Annotated in this window: 13 protein-coding genes; 5 read left to right on the top strand and 8 right to left on the bottom strand. The window is 70.4% G+C overall.

The window, feature by feature from the left end:
* The first annotated feature begins 7 nt into the window (after positions 1 to 7).
* Positions 8 to 1,060, top strand: coding sequence for a hypothetical protein (locus tag ACFY0T_RS45200; RefSeq protein WP_388884383.1), 1,053 nt, complete (start codon positions 8 to 10; stop codon positions 1,058 to 1,060).
* 90 nt (positions 1,061 to 1,150) lie between these two features.
* Here the strand turns inward: ACFY0T_RS45200 and ACFY0T_RS45195 are convergent, their stop codons facing one another.
* Positions 1,151 to 2,104 (bottom strand): hypothetical protein, encoded by a 954-nt coding sequence (locus ACFY0T_RS45195; protein ID WP_388884382.1) that lies wholly within the window; start codon positions 2,102 to 2,104, stop codon positions 1,151 to 1,153.
* A 49-nt stretch (positions 2,105 to 2,153) separates the two neighbouring features.
* A complete protein-coding gene (locus ACFY0T_RS45190; protein ID WP_388884381.1) occupies positions 2,154 to 2,591 on the bottom strand; it encodes a hypothetical protein in 438 nt (145 codons plus the stop codon).
* 417 nt (positions 2,592 to 3,008) lie between these two features.
* On the opposite strand from ACFY0T_RS45190, the gene ACFY0T_RS45185 reads away from it, so the two are divergent.
* On the top strand, positions 3,009 to 3,575 hold the full coding sequence (locus tag ACFY0T_RS45185) for a cysteine hydrolase family protein (RefSeq protein WP_388884380.1): 567 nt from the start codon (positions 3,009 to 3,011) through the stop codon (positions 3,573 to 3,575).
* Positions 3,576 to 3,577: 2 nt separating this feature from the next.
* Here ACFY0T_RS45185 and ACFY0T_RS45180 read toward each other — a convergent pair whose 3' ends face one another.
* The 4 genes from ACFY0T_RS45180 to ACFY0T_RS45165 form a co-directional block, all read right to left on the bottom strand.
* Positions 3,578 to 4,726, bottom strand: coding sequence for a serine hydrolase domain-containing protein (locus tag ACFY0T_RS45180; RefSeq protein ID WP_388884379.1), 1,149 nt, complete (start codon positions 4,724 to 4,726; stop codon positions 3,578 to 3,580).
* A 92-nt stretch (positions 4,727 to 4,818) separates the two neighbouring features.
* Positions 4,819 to 6,606, bottom strand: coding sequence for a TIGR03767 family metallophosphoesterase (locus ACFY0T_RS45175; protein ID WP_388884378.1), 1,788 nt, complete (start codon positions 6,604 to 6,606; stop codon positions 4,819 to 4,821).
* Between the two features lie 249 nt (positions 6,607 to 6,855).
* Entirely contained in the window at positions 6,856 to 7,725 is an 870-nt protein-coding gene (locus ACFY0T_RS45170; protein WP_388884377.1) for a pyridoxamine 5'-phosphate oxidase family protein, read from the bottom strand.
* A gap of 55 nt (positions 7,726 to 7,780) precedes the next feature.
* Positions 7,781 to 8,224, bottom strand: a complete 444-nt coding sequence (locus ACFY0T_RS45165) for a VOC family protein (RefSeq protein ID WP_388884376.1) — start codon at positions 8,222 to 8,224, stop codon at positions 7,781 to 7,783.
* A gap of 129 nt (positions 8,225 to 8,353) precedes the next feature.
* Here ACFY0T_RS45165 and ACFY0T_RS45160 point away from each other — a divergent pair, with 129 nt between their 5' ends.
* Together ACFY0T_RS45160 and ACFY0T_RS45155 are read left to right on the top strand one after the other, a co-directional pair.
* Positions 8,354 to 8,890, top strand: a complete 537-nt coding sequence (locus tag ACFY0T_RS45160; protein WP_388884375.1) for a CGNR zinc finger domain-containing protein — start codon at positions 8,354 to 8,356, stop codon at positions 8,888 to 8,890.
* Between the two features lie 244 nt (positions 8,891 to 9,134).
* The gene (locus tag ACFY0T_RS45155) at positions 9,135 to 12,464 is read left to right on the top strand and encodes a S8 family serine peptidase (protein WP_388884374.1); all 3,330 of its coding nucleotides are present in this window, start codon (positions 9,135 to 9,137) and stop codon (positions 12,462 to 12,464) included.
* 61 nt (positions 12,465 to 12,525) lie between these two features.
* On the opposite strand, the gene ACFY0T_RS45150 is transcribed toward ACFY0T_RS45155, so the two are convergent.
* Both ACFY0T_RS45150 and ACFY0T_RS45145 read right to left on the bottom strand, forming a co-directional pair.
* Positions 12,526 to 13,278 (bottom strand): hypothetical protein, encoded by a 753-nt coding sequence (locus ACFY0T_RS45150; protein WP_388884373.1) that lies wholly within the window; start codon positions 13,276 to 13,278, stop codon positions 12,526 to 12,528.
* A 1-nt stretch (position 13,279) separates the two neighbouring features.
* On the bottom strand, positions 13,280 to 13,819 hold the full coding sequence (locus tag ACFY0T_RS45145; RefSeq protein WP_388884372.1) for an RNA polymerase sigma factor: 540 nt from the start codon (positions 13,817 to 13,819) through the stop codon (positions 13,280 to 13,282).
* Between the two features lie 624 nt (positions 13,820 to 14,443).
* Between ACFY0T_RS45145 and ACFY0T_RS45140 the strand changes: the two genes are divergently transcribed.
* Entirely contained in the window at positions 14,444 to 15,472 is a 1,029-nt protein-coding gene (locus ACFY0T_RS45140; RefSeq protein WP_388884371.1) for an aspartate-semialdehyde dehydrogenase, read from the top strand.
* The last annotated feature ends 218 nt before the right edge of the window (positions 15,473 to 15,690 follow it).

Genomic DNA, 15,690 nt, shown 5'->3' with positions numbered 1-15,690 from the left:
CCGGGTCATGAACCACAACACCCCGCTCTCCCCCCGCCCCCTCCGCCACCTGTCCGACGTACGGCACCGGGTGCTGACCACCGCCCAGCTGCGCGCCCACGGCGTGACCACCGCCGAGACGAACGAGCAGTGCCGGCCCGGCGGCCCCTGGCAGCAGATCCTCCCGGGCGTCTACCTCCTCCACCCGGGCCCGCCCACCTCCGAGGAGCGCCTGCACGCGGTCCTGCTGTACGCCGCCCGCTCCCCCGTGCCCGGCCCGGCCACCGCCATCCCCGCCCAGCCCGGCGCCGAGGAACCGCACGCCCCCCAGCCCTACACGGACGCGCTGATCACGGGCCTGGCGGCGCTGACCCTGCACGGCTTCTCGGCGGCCCCGCCGCTGCTCTCCCTCAACAGGATCGATGTCCTGGTCCCCCGTATGCGCCGGCTCCGCTCGAACGGCTTCGCCCGCATCGTCCGTACGCCGTCCCTGCCGGCCCCCGCCCACGTCACCGGCGTCCCGGTCGCCCCCGTCCCGCGCGCCCTCGCCGACGCGGTCGCGGAACTGGCCGACGCGGGCGCCGTACGCAGGCTGCTGACGGAGGCGGTACGCGGCGGCCACTGCGAACCGGCCGCCGTAGTACGGGAGTTGACGCAGGCCCGGCTGCTCAACCGCCCGCACGTGGTGGACGCGGTCGACTCCCTCCTGGCCGAGGGCCGCGCCCTCGCCGAGGACCGCCTCTACCGCATGGTCCGCGAGTACGGCCTGCCCGACCCCGTGTGGAACGTGGACCTGCGGCTGCCCGGCGGCCCCCACCTGGGCGGCCTGGACGCGTACTGGCCGGAGCAGGCGGTGGCGGTGGAGCTGGACACCCGCGCCCCCCGCCAGGACGAGGACGCCCTCTGGTCGGAGTACGCCCGCAAGCGCGAACACCTGGAGCGGCTGGGCATCACCGTCGTCTACATCACTCCGAAGAAGCTCCGCGAGGCGATGGCGCAGCAGGCCACGGTCGTCCGCACCGCGCTGATGGCCGCGAACGACCGCGATCCCGCGGCGTATGTCGTGGTGCTGCCCCGGTAGTGACGGACCAGGTCGGTATGGGGAAGGGAGAGGAGGGGCCCGCGAGATCGTCGCGCGGGCCCCTCCTCACATACGGGCGGGCTACAGGGGCTACAGCGCCTTGTCGCTGTTGGCGACGGTGGCGACCTTCACCGCGCGCACGGACGCCAGCTCGTCGGAGTGCGCGGCGATCAGGTTCTTCTGGATGCCGGCCTCCGCACTGTGCCAGACGGTGAGCAGGCTGGTCTTCTCCTTGCACTGGGCATCGGCCGTGGCCGTCGCGATCTCATCCTTCGACGGTGTGTCACCCGTCCACCGGGGGTCGTTGTTCGCGTCGATCGGCGACTTGTACGAGAACCCCTTCTGCTTCATGCACGCCGACCACGAGGCGAAGGCGGCCTGCGTCTTCGGTTCGGTGAGGGACTTCTCGTACGACTGGCCGTCCAGCTCCTCCACGAGGGTGTCGTTGAGGTAGGTGTCGGCCTTGCCGTCGGTGACCTTGCCGAGGGCCTGGCCGTAGCAGCCGTCCTTCGGGATCGTCTCCCCCGCCGCGGTCTTCGTCACCCGCTTCAGGGCACCGCCGGTGCGCTCGGCGGAGACGCCGTCGAGCGCGGCCTCCTCCTCGGCGGTGAACTTCGGTTCCTTGCCGCCCACTTCGCCACTGCGGGCGGCGAGGGAGGAGGACTGCGTGAAGGCCGGCCGGTAGCCGTACTTGCCGGCCTCGGTGATGTTGTAGGTGCCGTAGCGGAGGTCCTCGTGGTCTTCGAGGCCGTCGGCGACGGGCGCGGGCTTGAAGGTGAAGTCCTTGAAGCCGAGGTCGTTCATGCACGGATTCACCAGCGCCCAGGTGGCCTGCTGGCTCTTCTCGTACTCCTCGGGCGAGAGCTGGTAGGCGTCCAGGGGGAGGCTCATGTCGGCGACGGCGCGGACGGGTGCGCCCTGCACCTTCGTGCCGGCCTGCGTACCGCTGTTGCTCTTGGACTCGGTGTTCTGTCCCGCGCAGGCGGAGAGGGCGAGCGCGGCGACGGCGGCCGCGGCGGCTATGGATGCGGTTCTTGTACGCATGGGTGGGGGGCTTCCTTTCCCGCTCAGTGGCTCGGTTGGCCGGCTGAACTCAGTGGCTGGTGCCGTCCTCGTGGCGGGGGTACCAGTTCGTCGACGAGTTCTTGTTCTTCAGCGCCGAGCTGAGGTTCTTGCGGCTCTGCGGCTTGAGCGAGTTGTAGGGGCCCTTCCACCAGCGGTCGCGGTGCACGCAGAACGCGAGGTTGCGGGTCCGGCTGTCCCACGAGGCGGCGTGGTCCTCAAGGAGCGTGCCCGCGCCCGGCCCGGAGCCGGGCTTGAAGACCTGGGCGTCCAGGTTGTAGCCGCCGTTCCCGATGGTGGCCAGGGCGCCCTGCTGGTTGCTGTTGTAGTAGAAGCAGGCCATGCCGTCGTAGCAGCGATGCGTCGGGGCGACCGGCGAGACGGCGGCCGAGGCCGGGGAGGCCGCGGCCGCCGGGATGGCGAGCAGCGCGGCGGCGAGAGACGGAATAAGCAGGCGTGTTTTTCTCACGACTTCCTCTCAGCGGATTTCGGGCATGCGGGAGAGGCGCGAGAACGCCCCCGTTTAAGCGCTCACTCGGATACGGCTTGGTCAGGGCCGTCGAGCGCCCGGTCACTGTAGCCACAGCAGGAACAGGAGAAACAAGGAAAATTGGGGACGCGCATAGCCCATGGCGGGAAAGCGCCCCCGGAAGTGGAATTGGCCCACACGCGAACTCCGGGCATGGCCATCAGAAGCCAATCTGTGTGAAACCTGTGAAGCGGAAGTGGAATTGACTCATCCCCCGCCCCCAAGATGGCCGATTTCCCCCTGGTCCCGGGGAGCGGGTCGAGGCAACGCCCGGGGGCGTTGTCAGTGGCCGGATCTACCGTGGAGCGCACAGGATCGACGCACGACGAGAGCCAGACCAGAGACAGGAGATTCCCCATGACAACCCTGCCCGACCGGCCGAACACCGCGCTGCTCGTCATCGACGTCCAGAACGGGGTGGTGGAAGGCGCCCACAACCGCGACGGCGTGATCGCGAACATCAACACCCTGGTCGACAAGGCCCGCACGGAGGACGTGCCTGTGGTCTGGGTGCAGCACTCCGACGACGAGCTGAAGCGGGACAGCGAGAGCTGGCAGTACGTGCCGGAGCTGGTCCGCTCCGACACCGAGCCGCTCGTCCACAAGCTCTACGCCGACTCGTTCGAGGCCACCGAGCTGGAGAAGCTGCTCGCCGAGCGCGAGGTGGGCCGCCTCGTCGTCACGGGCGCCCAGACCGACGTATGCATCCGCTCGACCCTCCACGGCGCCTTCGTCCGCGGGTACGACGTCACGCTGGTCGGCGACGCCCACACCACGGAGGACCTCACCCAGTACGGCGCCCCGTCGCCGGACCAGGTGATCGCCCACACCAACCTCTACTGGCAGTGGCAGAGCGCCCCCGGGCGCAACGGGGGGACCGTCGCCACGGCGGATGTCACCTTCGGGGCGGGCGCCGGGGCCTGAGGCTACTTACCGCAGAACTCCGCCTCGATCACCGCACCGCTGTCCCCCGACCAGTCCCCGTTGAAGTTGAAGGAGAGGGCGTGGCGGCCGTCCGCGGTCGTCACCGCCGCCGACGAGGAGCCGTGGATGCCGCCGTCGTGGCCCCAGACGTGGACGCCGCAGGAGAGCTTGCGGTCGATGAGGCCGAGGCCGTAGCCGGCGTCGGGGTGCTCGTCGGACGTGACCGTGGTCTTCATCTCCGAGAGCTGTTGCTGCGGGAGGAGCTTGCCTCGGAGGAGGGCGGTGTAGAAGCGGTTCAGGTCCCGGGAGCTGGAGATCATCTCGCCTGCCGAGGAAGCCAGCGAGGGGTTCAGCTCCGTGACGTCGTACGTCGGGCCCGTCGTCGTCTCGGCCAGCTTGGAGTACGCGCGGCTGCTGGGGTGCGGGACCGTGACCCTGGTGCCGGGCACGGACGTCGCGTGCAGGCCGAGGGGTTTGATGATGCGGCGGTCGATCTCGTCCGCGTACGCATGGCCGGTGACCTTCTGGATCACCATGCCGGCCACTACGTAGTTCGTGTTCGAGTAGTTCCAGGACGTGCCCGGGGCGAAGTCCGGCTTGTGGGACAGGGCGATCGCGACCAGCTGCTCCGGGGTCGTCGTGTCGTAGCGGTGCTTGAAGAAGCCGTCCTTCAGGAAGTACGTGCGGCCGAAGGTCTCGTCCGCCGTGTAGTTGTAGATACCGCTGGTGTGGTTGAGGAGTTGGCGGAGGGTGATCCGGCGGCCGTCGTGGCCGTTGCCCCGCACCACGCCCGGCAGCCACTTGCCCACCGTGTCGTCCAGCGACAGGCGTCCCTCCGCCTCCAGTTGGAGCAGCACCGTCGAGACGAAGGTCTTGGTGATGCTGCCGACGCGGTAGTGGTCCGCCGTCGAGCGCGGCCCACCGGTCCGGAGGTTGCCCACGCCCGACGTGGCGGACCAGGTGCCGTGCGCGTCCTTCGCCGTGGCCGTCACCCCCGGCACGCCGTCCCGCACAGCGGCGTCCATGGCCTGCCGGGTCGCACCATGACCATGGTCGTGGTCCCCTCTGGCGGGCGCCGCCACCGCGGGTCCCGCCAGCGCCACGGCCACCACCACCGCGGTCGCCGCCACCAGTCCCGTACGTACGGACACGTCGTTCCCCCTTCACCTGTGAACTCGGTCAGGGGGAGGGACCTGGCGGGCCCGCGCGAAGGTTGCCTGCGCTTGTGCCAGTTGAGCGCGTTTCAGCCCTTCTTCAGGACCAGCTCCGTGTTGCGGTCCCGCGACGCTCCCGACAGGTCCGTGCGGGCCCCCGGCGCGTTGAACGACAGCTCGCGGTAGAGGGCCGCCAGGCCCGTCTGGCTGAGGTCCGAGAAGTCGGTGGCGTGCGGGGCCGCGGACTCGATGAGGGTCGTGAACAGGGACAGCGTGCCGTCCTTGTTGTCCACCAGCTCGATGACGCGGGCGAGTTGGGGGAAGTCGACGTGAGAGGCGGTGCAGATCTCCCAGAAGGAGCGGTTGTCGGGGGCGGCGTGCGGGATGATCTCGTTCTTGTGGGTGTGGCCGTTCACCCAGGCCAGGACGTTGCTGAAGCTGGCGAGCAGGGCGATGACCTCGTCGCCGCCGTGGCGCTTCTCGTTCGGGTGGGCCGGGTCGGCGTGGCGGTTGCGCATTGTCTTGCTGGTGTGGTGGCTGAAGACGATGACGTACGAGTCCTTGTTCTCGCGCAGCGTCTTCTCCAGCCAGCGCAGCTGGGCCGTACCGATGGAGCCCTCGTAGTGGCCACCGGGGTCGGTGCTGTCGAGGCTGACGCCGATGACGTCCTCGGCGATACGGAAGGTGTAGTACTGGGTGCCCGCGGCGAGGTTCGCGGAGGAGTATCCGTGGCCGATCGGGCCGGGGCCCGTGTACGCGGGGTCGAGGTGCGCGCGGATGTACTCGGCGGGCGTGAAGGGGGCGCGGTTCTCGTCGGGCGTGACCGAGCGCATCTGCCGGGCATGCGCCTTGAGCAGGTCCCGGAACTCCGTGCCCTTGGGGCTGCTGCCGTCCTTGATGCTCTGCGCCAGGGCGGTGCACTCCGCCGAGGGCAGCGACATCAGCTTCTTGCCGCCGACGGCGAAGTCGGTGAGGTAGGAGTCGCCGCGCGAGTTGTAGCAGCCGAGCGGCAGCGCGTCGTGGTTGCCGACCGTGGAGTACCAGGGCAGCTTCAGACCGGGGCTGCGCAGCTCGCGGATCGCGGCCTCCAGGAAGCCTTCGATGCGCGGGAAGCCGAGCTGCTTGTCGGCGTCGCGCAGGGCCGCGTCGGGCTGCCAGTACGTCTTGAGGCCGCTGGCCTGGACGCCCTCGTAGTGGCGCGGGTCGCCGCTGTTGGGGCTGATGCGGCCGCCGCTCATGACCTTCAGGAACCACTCCAGCTCGGTCTTGGAGTTGTTGTCCGTGTTGTCCCCGGTGGTCATGACGAAGTGCAGCGGTGAGCCGGTGACGGGCGCTCCCCGCAGCGAGTTGACCCGCTCGACGAGCGAGACGGCGCCCGCGACGGTCAGGGTCTCCTGCGGGCGCCAGGCGCTCTTGTTCTGGGCGCGCAGGTACTCCAGGCGCAGCGGGTGCTGGGCGTCGATCAGGTGCAGGTCGGTGAGCTGCACGAACGCGGCGAGCGCGGTGCGCCGCTCGGCCCGGCCCGACTTGGCCGCGGCCAGCTCGTCGCGTACGACCCGCTGCCAGCCGGGGCCGTTGCCGAGCCGCCGGTACCCGGAGCCGGAGCGCGGGGTGGCGACGCTGGTCAGCGTGGTGCCACGGCCGTACGGAACGAGCTTGGCGGGGGCCAGCGGGGTCACCCCGCCGGCCTGGGCACCGGAGTGCGCAAGGGAGTCGGCGACGGGTGCCTGGCCGGCGTGGCCGGTCGCGGCGTGCGCGTCCGAGCCGGGCCGCAGGGCCAGACCGATTCCCGCGGAGAGGGACACCGCCCCGGTGGCGGCGAGAAGCGTACGGCGGTTCATGGCAGCGGCAGTGGCGACAGAGCGTATGCGCGACATGGCGCGGTCTCCCCGAGTGCGAACGCGTCGGCAGTGGTCGCGGGGGGCCCGACGTGCGAACTCCCCGCTCACACTGGATCGTTGGCACCGGGGATGACCTGCACGTTAACTGAGCAGCAACGGGCAGCGCCGATCACCGTACGTGGATCTTGGAACACCCTGCGCGTCCACGACCCCTCCCCGAACGGCCGGGAGGCGGTCACTCCGTGTTCATTTTCCGGGGTAGTGAACCTACTTCCCGGCGAGCGGCTACGGATTGGCCGGTGAGTACTCGGGGGCCGACCAGCGCAGCGGGCTGGCCGCGGATGTCGCGATGACCTCCTTGAGGGTGAAGCGGACGGTTCGCTCCCCGTCCGCGGTGAACTCCGTGCGGGCCGTACCCGTGAGCTGGAGCACCGCACCGGAGTCCCAGTCCAGGAAGAGCAGCCCGGCGCGCGGGTCGACCTGCAGGTTGCCGAGGGTCAGGAACATGGAGTTCCCGGGGTAGTCGCGCCACCGAAGCTCGCAGGGCGAGTCGACTCGTACGAATCCGGGGTTGCCGCCCCGGTGGCTCGCGTCGGCCCCGTGGGCGTGGACGGTGGCGAGGAAGAAGGTGTCGGCCGCCTCGATGAACTCCCGTTCGGAGGGGGAGAGTTCGACGCCGCGCCGCGGGATGCCCGGCGCGCGCTCGACCGTCTCGTACGCCTCCCTCTTCTGCAGGTACTTCGGGCAGTTGGCGAAGACCTGGTCGGCCTCGACGGCGAGGCCGCGGGGTGTCGGGCGGGCCCGTCCGTTGAGGCGCATACGGCGGCGGGTGCGCGGGTCGAGCGCGAGGGTGCCGACGGGGGTGCCCGCCGTGGAGAGCGCGGTCGCGAGGGGGTCGCCGGGTCCGGCCCCGCCCGTGACCGAGATCTGGCGGGGCCCTGTGGCCCGGACGAAACCGGGCGCCCCGGTGAGCAGCGAGGCCCACACCGCCCCGCTCTCCGGGTCCGCGGCGCCGAGGACGAGCATGGGTTGCAGTTCGAGGAAGGCGGCGGCCACCGGGCGGATGCCCGCTCCGATGGCCTGCCCCACGTGATCGGCGAGGTCGCGCACGCCGACCCGGTCCTGCACGGCGCGCGAGCCGGAGTGGTACGTCATCACCCCTCCTTGGAGGACGGGACGGGTTTCCCAGAAGAAGCCGCAGGTCGGTTTCCTAGAAGAAGCCGCAGGTCGGCGCCGACGCGGACGGTACCGGCGCGTCCTCGGCGCCGCTCGGCGCATAGATCTCCAGACGCGTGCCGTCGGGGTCGTGGAAGAAGATGCCGCCCGAGGCGGAGCCCTCACGGTGGGCGACGACACCCTCGTACGCGAAGTCGACGCCGTAGCTGCGCAGGGCCGTCTCGTACTCCCTGACCTGGTCGACCGAGTCGACTTCGAGCGCGAGGTGGTGCAGGCCGGCGCGATCCGTGTCGTACGACTGCTGCGCCTGCTGCCAGAGCGTGAGGACCGGACTGCCGCCCTCCCCCAGGAACGCGTACCGCCGCTCCTCCTCCTTGCCCTCGCCGATCACGCCGAAGCCGAGGACGTCCCGGTAGAAGGCGAGTGAGCGGTCGAGGTCGGTGACGTTCACGCCGATGTGGCCGGTGCGCGGTGTCATGACGGTCCCCTCTGCCAGTGGTGCCCCCCTTACCGAGGGCTAACCTCTGTAATGGAGGTTAGAGGTTAGAATCGAGAAGTGCAACCGGTCACGTAACCTTGACTGGTTAGCCATGAAGGGAGCCCCGCCGTGCCCACCACACCCGACCCGCGTCCGCTCACCGGGGAGCCGGTCTCGCTCGACCTGCTCAATACGCGCTGGATGCACGAGGGGGCCGTGCAGGATCTGCTGACGGACACCGAGGGGCTGGCGGTATGGCTGTTCGCGAACGGGCTCGACTTCCCGGCCGACGACGCCACCCTGCGACATGTGCTCCAGGCCCGTGACGCCCTGCGCGCCGTCGTCGACGGCTCCCTGGACGAGGCGGCCGACCGCGTCGACGCCGTCCTCGCGCACGGCCGGGTCCGCATGACGCTGACCACCCAAGGGCCGGGCGAGAGCGCCGAGTTCAGCGACCCGTCCTGGGGGCCGGCCTGGCTCGCCGCGCGTAACTACCTGGAGCTGCTGGGCGCCGCCCCCGACCGCATCCGCCACTGCGCCCACGGCTCGTGCATCCTGCACTTCTTCGACACCTCACGGAACGGCACTCGCCGCTGGTGCTCGATGGCGGCGTGCGGTAACCGGGCGAAGGCGTCCCGCCACTACGCGCGCACGAAAGAGAGTTAAGTCGACAAAGAGGGATATCCCTACCGACCGACATGTCCTCCCATAGCGCGCTATCACTGGCGTGACGCATGGCGGAATTACGCCATGACTCCATCCCGCCTCGGTCAACTCTCCCCAAACAACTGCCCCTTAGGTAAAGCTGAGCGGTCATCCGGGTCCACATACCGGACTGACGCGATCGGCCCCCGTAGGAACGTCGGGACCGGTCGCTCCGCGCTCGTTCCTTTACCTACAAGGGATGCAGATGACCTCCGACCCTCAGCGCGCCCCGATATCGGGCGCGAGACGCGTGGCCCGCATAGCCGTGGCCGCGGGCCTGGTGGCCGCGCTCTCCGCGGCCGGGCCGATACCCATGGCCTTCTCCGCGAACGCGCACGCGAACGCCGGTACGGACGCCCCAGCGGCCGACCCGGGCACCAAGTCCGCCGCCGCCAAGCTCGGTTCGTCCGACGCCGACCTCCTCGCCGAGGCCAAGGCCAACGGCGCCAAGAACGTCACGATGATGATCGCCACCGCTCCTGGCCAGACCGAGCAGGTCGCCAAGGAGCTGGACGCGGTCAAGGGCGGCTCCGTGGGCCGTACCTACGACAAGCTCGGTTACGTCCGGGCCACCGTCCCCACCGGCAAGGCCGACTCGGCCATCGCCGCCGCCGCGAAGCTGTCCTCGGTGCACGGGATCGACCTGCGCCAGGAGATCGCGCTGGACGACCCGGCGCCGAGCGCCGACACGGCCAAGGGCGCCAAGGAGCAGGCCACTTCGACGGCCACGTACTCCGGCCCGAGCAAGAGCACCCCCGCCGAGAACCCCTACAACCCGTCCTTCGAGACGGGCGCCGTCGACTTCGTGCAGGACCACCCGAAGGCGGACGGCCGGGGCATCACCATCGGCATCCTCGACTCCGGTGTCGACCTGGGCCACCCCGCGCTGCAGAAGACGACCACCGGTGAGCGCAAGATCGTCGACTGGGTCACCTCCACCGACCCGATCGTGGACGGCGACGCGACCTGGCGCGCGATGGTCACCGCGGTGTCCGGGCCCACCTTCACCTACAGCGGCAAGACCTGGACGGCGCCGGCGGGCTCGTACCAGATCAGCACGTTCAGGGAGTCCGCGACCACGGGCGGCGACGCCAAGGGTGACGCGAACCGCGACGGCGACACCACCGACGTGTGGGGCGTGCTCTACGACGCGGCGGCCGGCACGGTCACGGTCGACCTGAACAACAACAACGACTTCACCGACGACAAGCCGATGAAGCCGTACAAGGACGGCTACCAGATCGGCTACTTCGGCACCGACAACCCGTCGACCGACGTCGTCGAGCGCCAGCCGTTCGTCGTGGAGATCCGCAAGGATGTCCCGATGGACCCGTTCGGCGGCGACTGGGTCGGCAAGAAGGCCGACTTCGTCAACATCGGTGTCATCGAGTCCGAGCACGGCACGCACGTCGCGGGCATCACCTCCGCGAACGGCCTGTTCGGCGGCAAGATGAACGGCGCGGCCCCGGGCGCGAAGATCGTCTCCTCGCGTGCCTGCACCTGGACCGGCGGCTGCACCAACGTCGCGCTCACCGAGGGCATGATCGACCTCGTGACGAAGCGCGGCGTGGACATCGTCAACATGTCCATCGGCGGTCTGCCCGCGCTCAACGACGGCAACAACGCGCGCGCCGAGCTCTACACGCGTCTCATCGACACCTACGGCGTGCAGCTGGTGATCTCCGCGGGCAACTCCGGCCCCGGCGCCAACACCATCGGTGACCCGGGTCTCGCCGACAAGGTCATCTCGGTCGGCGCGAGCATCTCCAAGGAGACCTGGGCCGCCAACTACGGCTCGCAGGTGGAGAAGGAGTACGCGATGCTGCCCTTCTCCTCGCGCGGCCCGCGTGAGGACGGCGGCTTCACGCCGACGCTGAGCGCCCCCGGTGCCTCCATCAACTCCACGCAGACCTGGCTGCCGGGCTCCCCGGTCGCCGAGGCGGGCTACTCGCTGCCGGCCGGTTACTCGATGCTGCAGGGTACGTCGATGGCGTCCCCGCAGGCCGCGGGCGCCTCGGCGCTGCTGCTGTCCGCCGCCAAGCAGAAGGGCATCGCCCTCATCCCGGCGACCCTGCGCACGGCGCTGACCTCGACCGCCGACCACATCAAGGGTGTTCAGGCATACGAGGAGGGCGCGGGCCTCATCAACATCGAGGACGCGTGGGACTCCATCAAGGACGACGCCACCGCCCACGACTACACCGTGAAGGCGCCGGTCGACACCGCGATCGACTTCGCGCTGAAGACGCCGGGCTTCGGCACCGGCATCTACGACCGTGAGGGCGGCCTCAAGGCCGGTCAGTCGAAGACGTACGAGGTGACCATCACCCGCACGTCCGGCCCGGACCGCGCGCTGCGCCACGAGCTGAACCTGGAGAACAACGCGGCCGGCACGTTCCGCATCGTCGGCTCCGACGAGGTCTCCCTGCCGCTGAACAAGCCGGTCACCGTGAAGATCGCCGCCAAGCCGTCCTCGGCCGGCATCAAGAGCGCGATCCTCGAGGTCGACGACCCGAGGACCGAGGGCATCGACAAGCAGATCCTGTCGACCGTCGTCGTCTCGACCCCGGTCAAGTACACCTACTCCGCGTCGAGTTCGGTGCAGCGCAACAGCACGCGGTCGTACTTCGTGACCGTCCCCGAGGGCGCCAAGTCCCTCGAGGTCGCGATGAGCGGGCTGAAGGACAAGAGCCAGACCCGGTTCATCTCGATCCACCCGTACGGCACTCCGGTCGACACCACCGGCACCCCGTACTGCTACAACAACTACCTCGACGGCAACGGCTGCAAGCCCGACGTGCGTTCGTACGCGGACCCGCAGGCCGGCGTCTGGGAGATCGAGGTCGAGTCCCGCCGTACGTCGCCGCTCCTCGACAACCCGTACAAGCTGGACGTCGCCGTGCTCGGCGCGGCCTTCGACCCGGCGGTCGTGACCGTCCCCGAGGCCAAGGTCGGCACCCCGGCCGCCGCCTCCTGGAAGGTGACGAACAACTACGCCGCGCTCGACGGCACCCTGAAGGGCGGCCCGCTCGGTTCCTCGAAGAACGCGCGGCCGACCATCGCCGAGGGCGCGACGCAGACCACCACGGTCGAGGTGCCCGCGGGCGCCAAGTCCCTCGACGTCGTCATCGGCAACGTCTCCGACACGGCCGCCGACCTCGACCTGACGGTGAAGAACGCCGCCGGGACCGTCGTCGGACAGTCCGCGGACGGCGACTCGGAGGAGGCCGTCTCGGTCGCCTCGCCCGCCGCCGGGACGTACACCATCGAGGTCGTGGGCTACTCGGTCCCGTCGGGCTCGACCGCGTACGACTACCAGGACGTGTTCTTCTCGTCCTCGCTCGGCACGGTCACGGTCGACGAGTCCGCGCAGGTGAAGCTCGGCACGGGCGACTCGGCGACGGTGTCCGGCTCGGTCACCGCCGCGGCCGCGGCGCCCGCCGGACGCGAGTTCTTCGGCCAGGTCCAGCTGGTGAACGCGCACGGCACGGTCGCGGGCATCGGCAGCGTGAAGATCGAGAAGGTCACGCCGTAGCTTCATAGCTTCTACGGCAGTGGGGCGGGCGTCCGGAAACGGGCGCCCGCCCTTTCGCGCGTCACTCGCACCGCACGCCTTGGGCCCGGGGCAGCGCCTTGAGGATCCAGGCTCGCTCGCGGGCGATGTCCTTCTCCCCCGTGGTCCAGATGTCGGGCGACGCCGAGTTGCGCGGGATGCCGACCAGGACGTGATCGTCCTTGCGCAGCCGCGGGTCGACGTCCCGGTCCATCACGAAGGTGACCTGGTCCTTCCCCTTGGCCGGCTTGTAGTAGCGGTCCACGTCGAGGGTGATCCGGTCCTGGGCCGTGCCGGGGACCGGCTCGACCTCGGTGACCGTGCCCTCGGCGATGAGCCGGGAACAGGCGATGTAGCCGGGAGCGCTGAGCGAGGAGTCCGCGTTCTTGTTGTCTCCGCTGTCCGCCTTGGCCGACGATGCGGTGTCGTCCCCCCCACCCATCCCGCCCTGCGCGATGAGCCAGCCCATGCCGACGACCATCGCGGCCACGGCGGCCGCGGCGAGGGTTCCCACCGCGAGGGCTAGGGGACGGCGGCCACGGTTCCTGGGGGCCCGTTCCGGACGGCGGGTGCGCTTCCTGGAGGTCCGTCGCGGGACCGGTTTCGTCTCTTCCCTGCGGTCCGCCAACGCGTCCCCGATGACCGCGAGCTGCTCCCGCAGCAGCGCCACGTCCGCCAGCGCCGAGCGGTGCTCGGCCATGAACTCGGCGTCGTCGTGGGCGCCTTCGGGAAGTGGCTCTTCCGTGATCGCGGCCAGGAGCGCGTCCATGGCTGCACTGCCTTCGTATTCGGCCACGTCACACCACCTCGTCCTCGTGCAGGCGGGCGCGCAGCGCGCGGACCGCCGTGTGCAGCCTGCTCTTGACCGTGCCCTCCGGGATGCCGAGCTCCTCGGCTATCCCGCGCACGGAGAGATCGGCGTAGAAACGCAGGACGAGAACCTGGCGCTGGGCGTCGGGCAGTTCGTCCAGGCCCTGCGCGACGGCGAGCGAGAGCACGCTGGACTCCTCGCCGGAGGGGTGCTCCAGCTGCCGCAGCGAGGCCAGGCGTTCGCCCAGCCGCTCCTGGCGGCGCTTGGCCCGGTGCCAGTCCATCGCCAGGTTCGACGCGACGACCGCCGCCCACGCGGACACGTCGCGCGGCGCCTCGTCCCCCTTCGCCGCGCGCTCCAGCAACCGCAGACGGACCTGCTGCACCCCGTCCGGCAGGTCCGCCTGCGGTACACCGCCGAGCGCGAGTATCGCCCGCACCCGGCGTTCCTGAGCCGCGTCCAGGGGGTCGTCCACCCCCTGGACGACCCCCTGGACGCGGCGGGCCTTTCTGCGCAGCACAGCCACCCCTCCCCTCCCGCGTTTCCTCTACGACGCCGGTGCGGGCCAAAACGTTCGGCCCGGTTCGGCGGACTTTCGCGGACCTGCGGCCTCCACTTTTCCTCTCGCCCCCGCCGTGGCCGCCTGCCCTGGAGCGAGGCGTCGCCCCGGACGACGTGCAGACCGACCACGAAGGGACGGTGTCCGTCCAGCCGCTCTCGGTGATCCGCCGGCTCGGCACCGAGCTCCGGGGCTTCGGCCCCGGGACCTCCTGATCAACAAGATCGGCAGGCTCCAGGAGACCTGCCCCCTTCCCGAGGGCCCCCTGCTGCTCCTCCTCCACGCCTGCGGCCCCTGGCAGCTCAGCACCCGCCCGCTCCCCGTGTTCGACTGGACCGGGCACGGAGTCGTACGTCACACCGGTGCGGACCCAGGGACGACGTGCCCGCAGTACGGCTTGCGGTCCCCGGCCGCTGCCAGGCGGTTTTCTTCGGATCGGGGCGATCGGTCGCCGAACGATCGCGCCTCCGGGCGGACCGGCCCGGCGTCCCACTCCTCGGTCCGCGAGGCGAAAGGATTGGACACGCGGGCACCGGACAGACGCATCATGGAAACGCTGGACCACGTAAAACGCACGCAAAGGGAGTCGCCGTGAAGGTCGGAATCGTCGGAGCCACCGGTCAGGTCGGCACGGTCTTGCGCAGGATCCTGGTCGAGCGGGACTTCCCGGTCGACGAGCTGCGCCTGTTCGCCTCGGCCCGCTCAGCCGGGACGGTGCTCGACGGCGTGACCGTGGAGGACGCGGCGACGGCCGACTACTCCGGCCTGGACATCGTCATCTTCTCCGCGGGCGGCGCGACCTCCAAGGCGCTGGCCGAGAAGGTCGCCTCGCAGGGCGCGGTCGTGATCGACAACTCCTCCGCGTGGCGCAAGGACCCGGACGTACCCCTGGTGGTCTCCGAGGTGAACCCGCACGCCATCGCGGACCGCCCCAAGGGCATCATCGCCAACCCGAACTGCACGACGATGGCCGCCATGCCGGTCCTGAAGCCGCTGCACGAGGAGGCGGGCCTGGAGGCGCTGGTCGTCGCCACCTACCAGGCGGTCTCCGGCTCGGGCCTCGCGGGCGTGGCCGAGCTGCACGGCCAGGCGCTGAAGGTCGTCGCCGACGCCGACAAGCTCACCCACGACGGCGAGGCGGTCGACTTCCCCGAGCCGCAGGTCTACAAGCGCCCCATCGCCTTCAACGTCCTCCCCCTCGCCGGCTCCATCGTCGACGACGGCCTGAACGAGACCGACGAGGAGCAGAAGCTCCGCAACGAGTCCCGCAAGATCCTGGAGATCCCGGCCCTGAAGGTCTCCGGCACCTGCGTGCGCGTCCCGGTCTTCTCGGGCCACTCCCTCCAGGTGAACGCCCGCTTCGCGCGTCCGCTGAGCGTGGAGCGCGCCACGGAGCTGCTGGCCGGGGCCCCGGGCGTCGTCCTCTCCGACATCCCGACCCCCCTGCAGGCCGCCGGCAAGGACGCCTCGTACGTCGGCCGCATCCGCGCCGACGAGACCGCCGACCACGGCCTCGCCCTCTTCGTCTCCAACGACAACCTCCGCAAGGGCGCCGCGCTGAACGCGGTCCAGATCGCGGAGCTGGTGGCGGCGGAGCTCAAGGCCGGGTCCGAGGGCTGAGACGGGCGCGTACGCCGCATGCGCGGCAGGCGGGGCGGGGACACCGAGGCGGTGCCCCGCCCCGCTCGTCGTTGACCGTCGCAGTCGCTGGGAGGCGGGTTTTTTTCGCCCCCTCCGCCCCTACCCTCCCCCAAGCTCTCGGCTTCGCTCGAGCAGGGGGGACCCCCATCGTCCCTGGGGCTCCGCCCCAGACCCCGCTCCTCAAACGCCGGAGGGGC

Source organism: Streptomyces sp. NPDC001530 (assembly GCF_042894545.1).
Lineage (GTDB): Bacteria > Actinomycetota > Actinomycetes > Streptomycetales > Streptomycetaceae > Streptomyces.
Note: the sequence above shows the minus strand (reverse complement) of the source record. Positions and strands in the feature narration are given on the sequence as shown.

Excerpts from the sequence above, each read along its gene's own strand:
- ACFY0T_RS45175 (WP_388884378.1), bottom strand. The coding sequence starts at position 6,606 with ATGTCGCGCATACGCTCTGTCGCCACTGCCGCTGCCATGAACCGCCGT.
- ACFY0T_RS45200 (WP_388884383.1), top strand. The coding sequence starts at position 8 with ATGAACCACAACACCCCGCTCTCCCCCCGCCCCCTCCGCCACCTGTCC.
- ACFY0T_RS45170 (WP_388884377.1), bottom strand. The coding sequence starts at position 7,725 with ATGACGTACCACTCCGGCTCGCGCGCCGTGCAGGACCGGGTCGGCGTG.
- ACFY0T_RS45185 (WP_388884380.1), top strand. The coding sequence starts at position 3,009 with ATGACAACCCTGCCCGACCGGCCGAACACCGCGCTGCTCGTCATCGAC.
- ACFY0T_RS45195 (WP_388884382.1), bottom strand. The coding sequence starts at position 2,104 with ATGCGTACAAGAACCGCATCCATAGCCGCCGCGGCCGCCGTCGCCGCG.
- ACFY0T_RS45155 (WP_388884374.1), top strand. The coding sequence starts at position 9,135 with ATGACCTCCGACCCTCAGCGCGCCCCGATATCGGGCGCGAGACGCGTG.
- ACFY0T_RS45165 (WP_388884376.1), bottom strand. The coding sequence starts at position 8,224 with ATGACACCGCGCACCGGCCACATCGGCGTGAACGTCACCGACCTCGAC.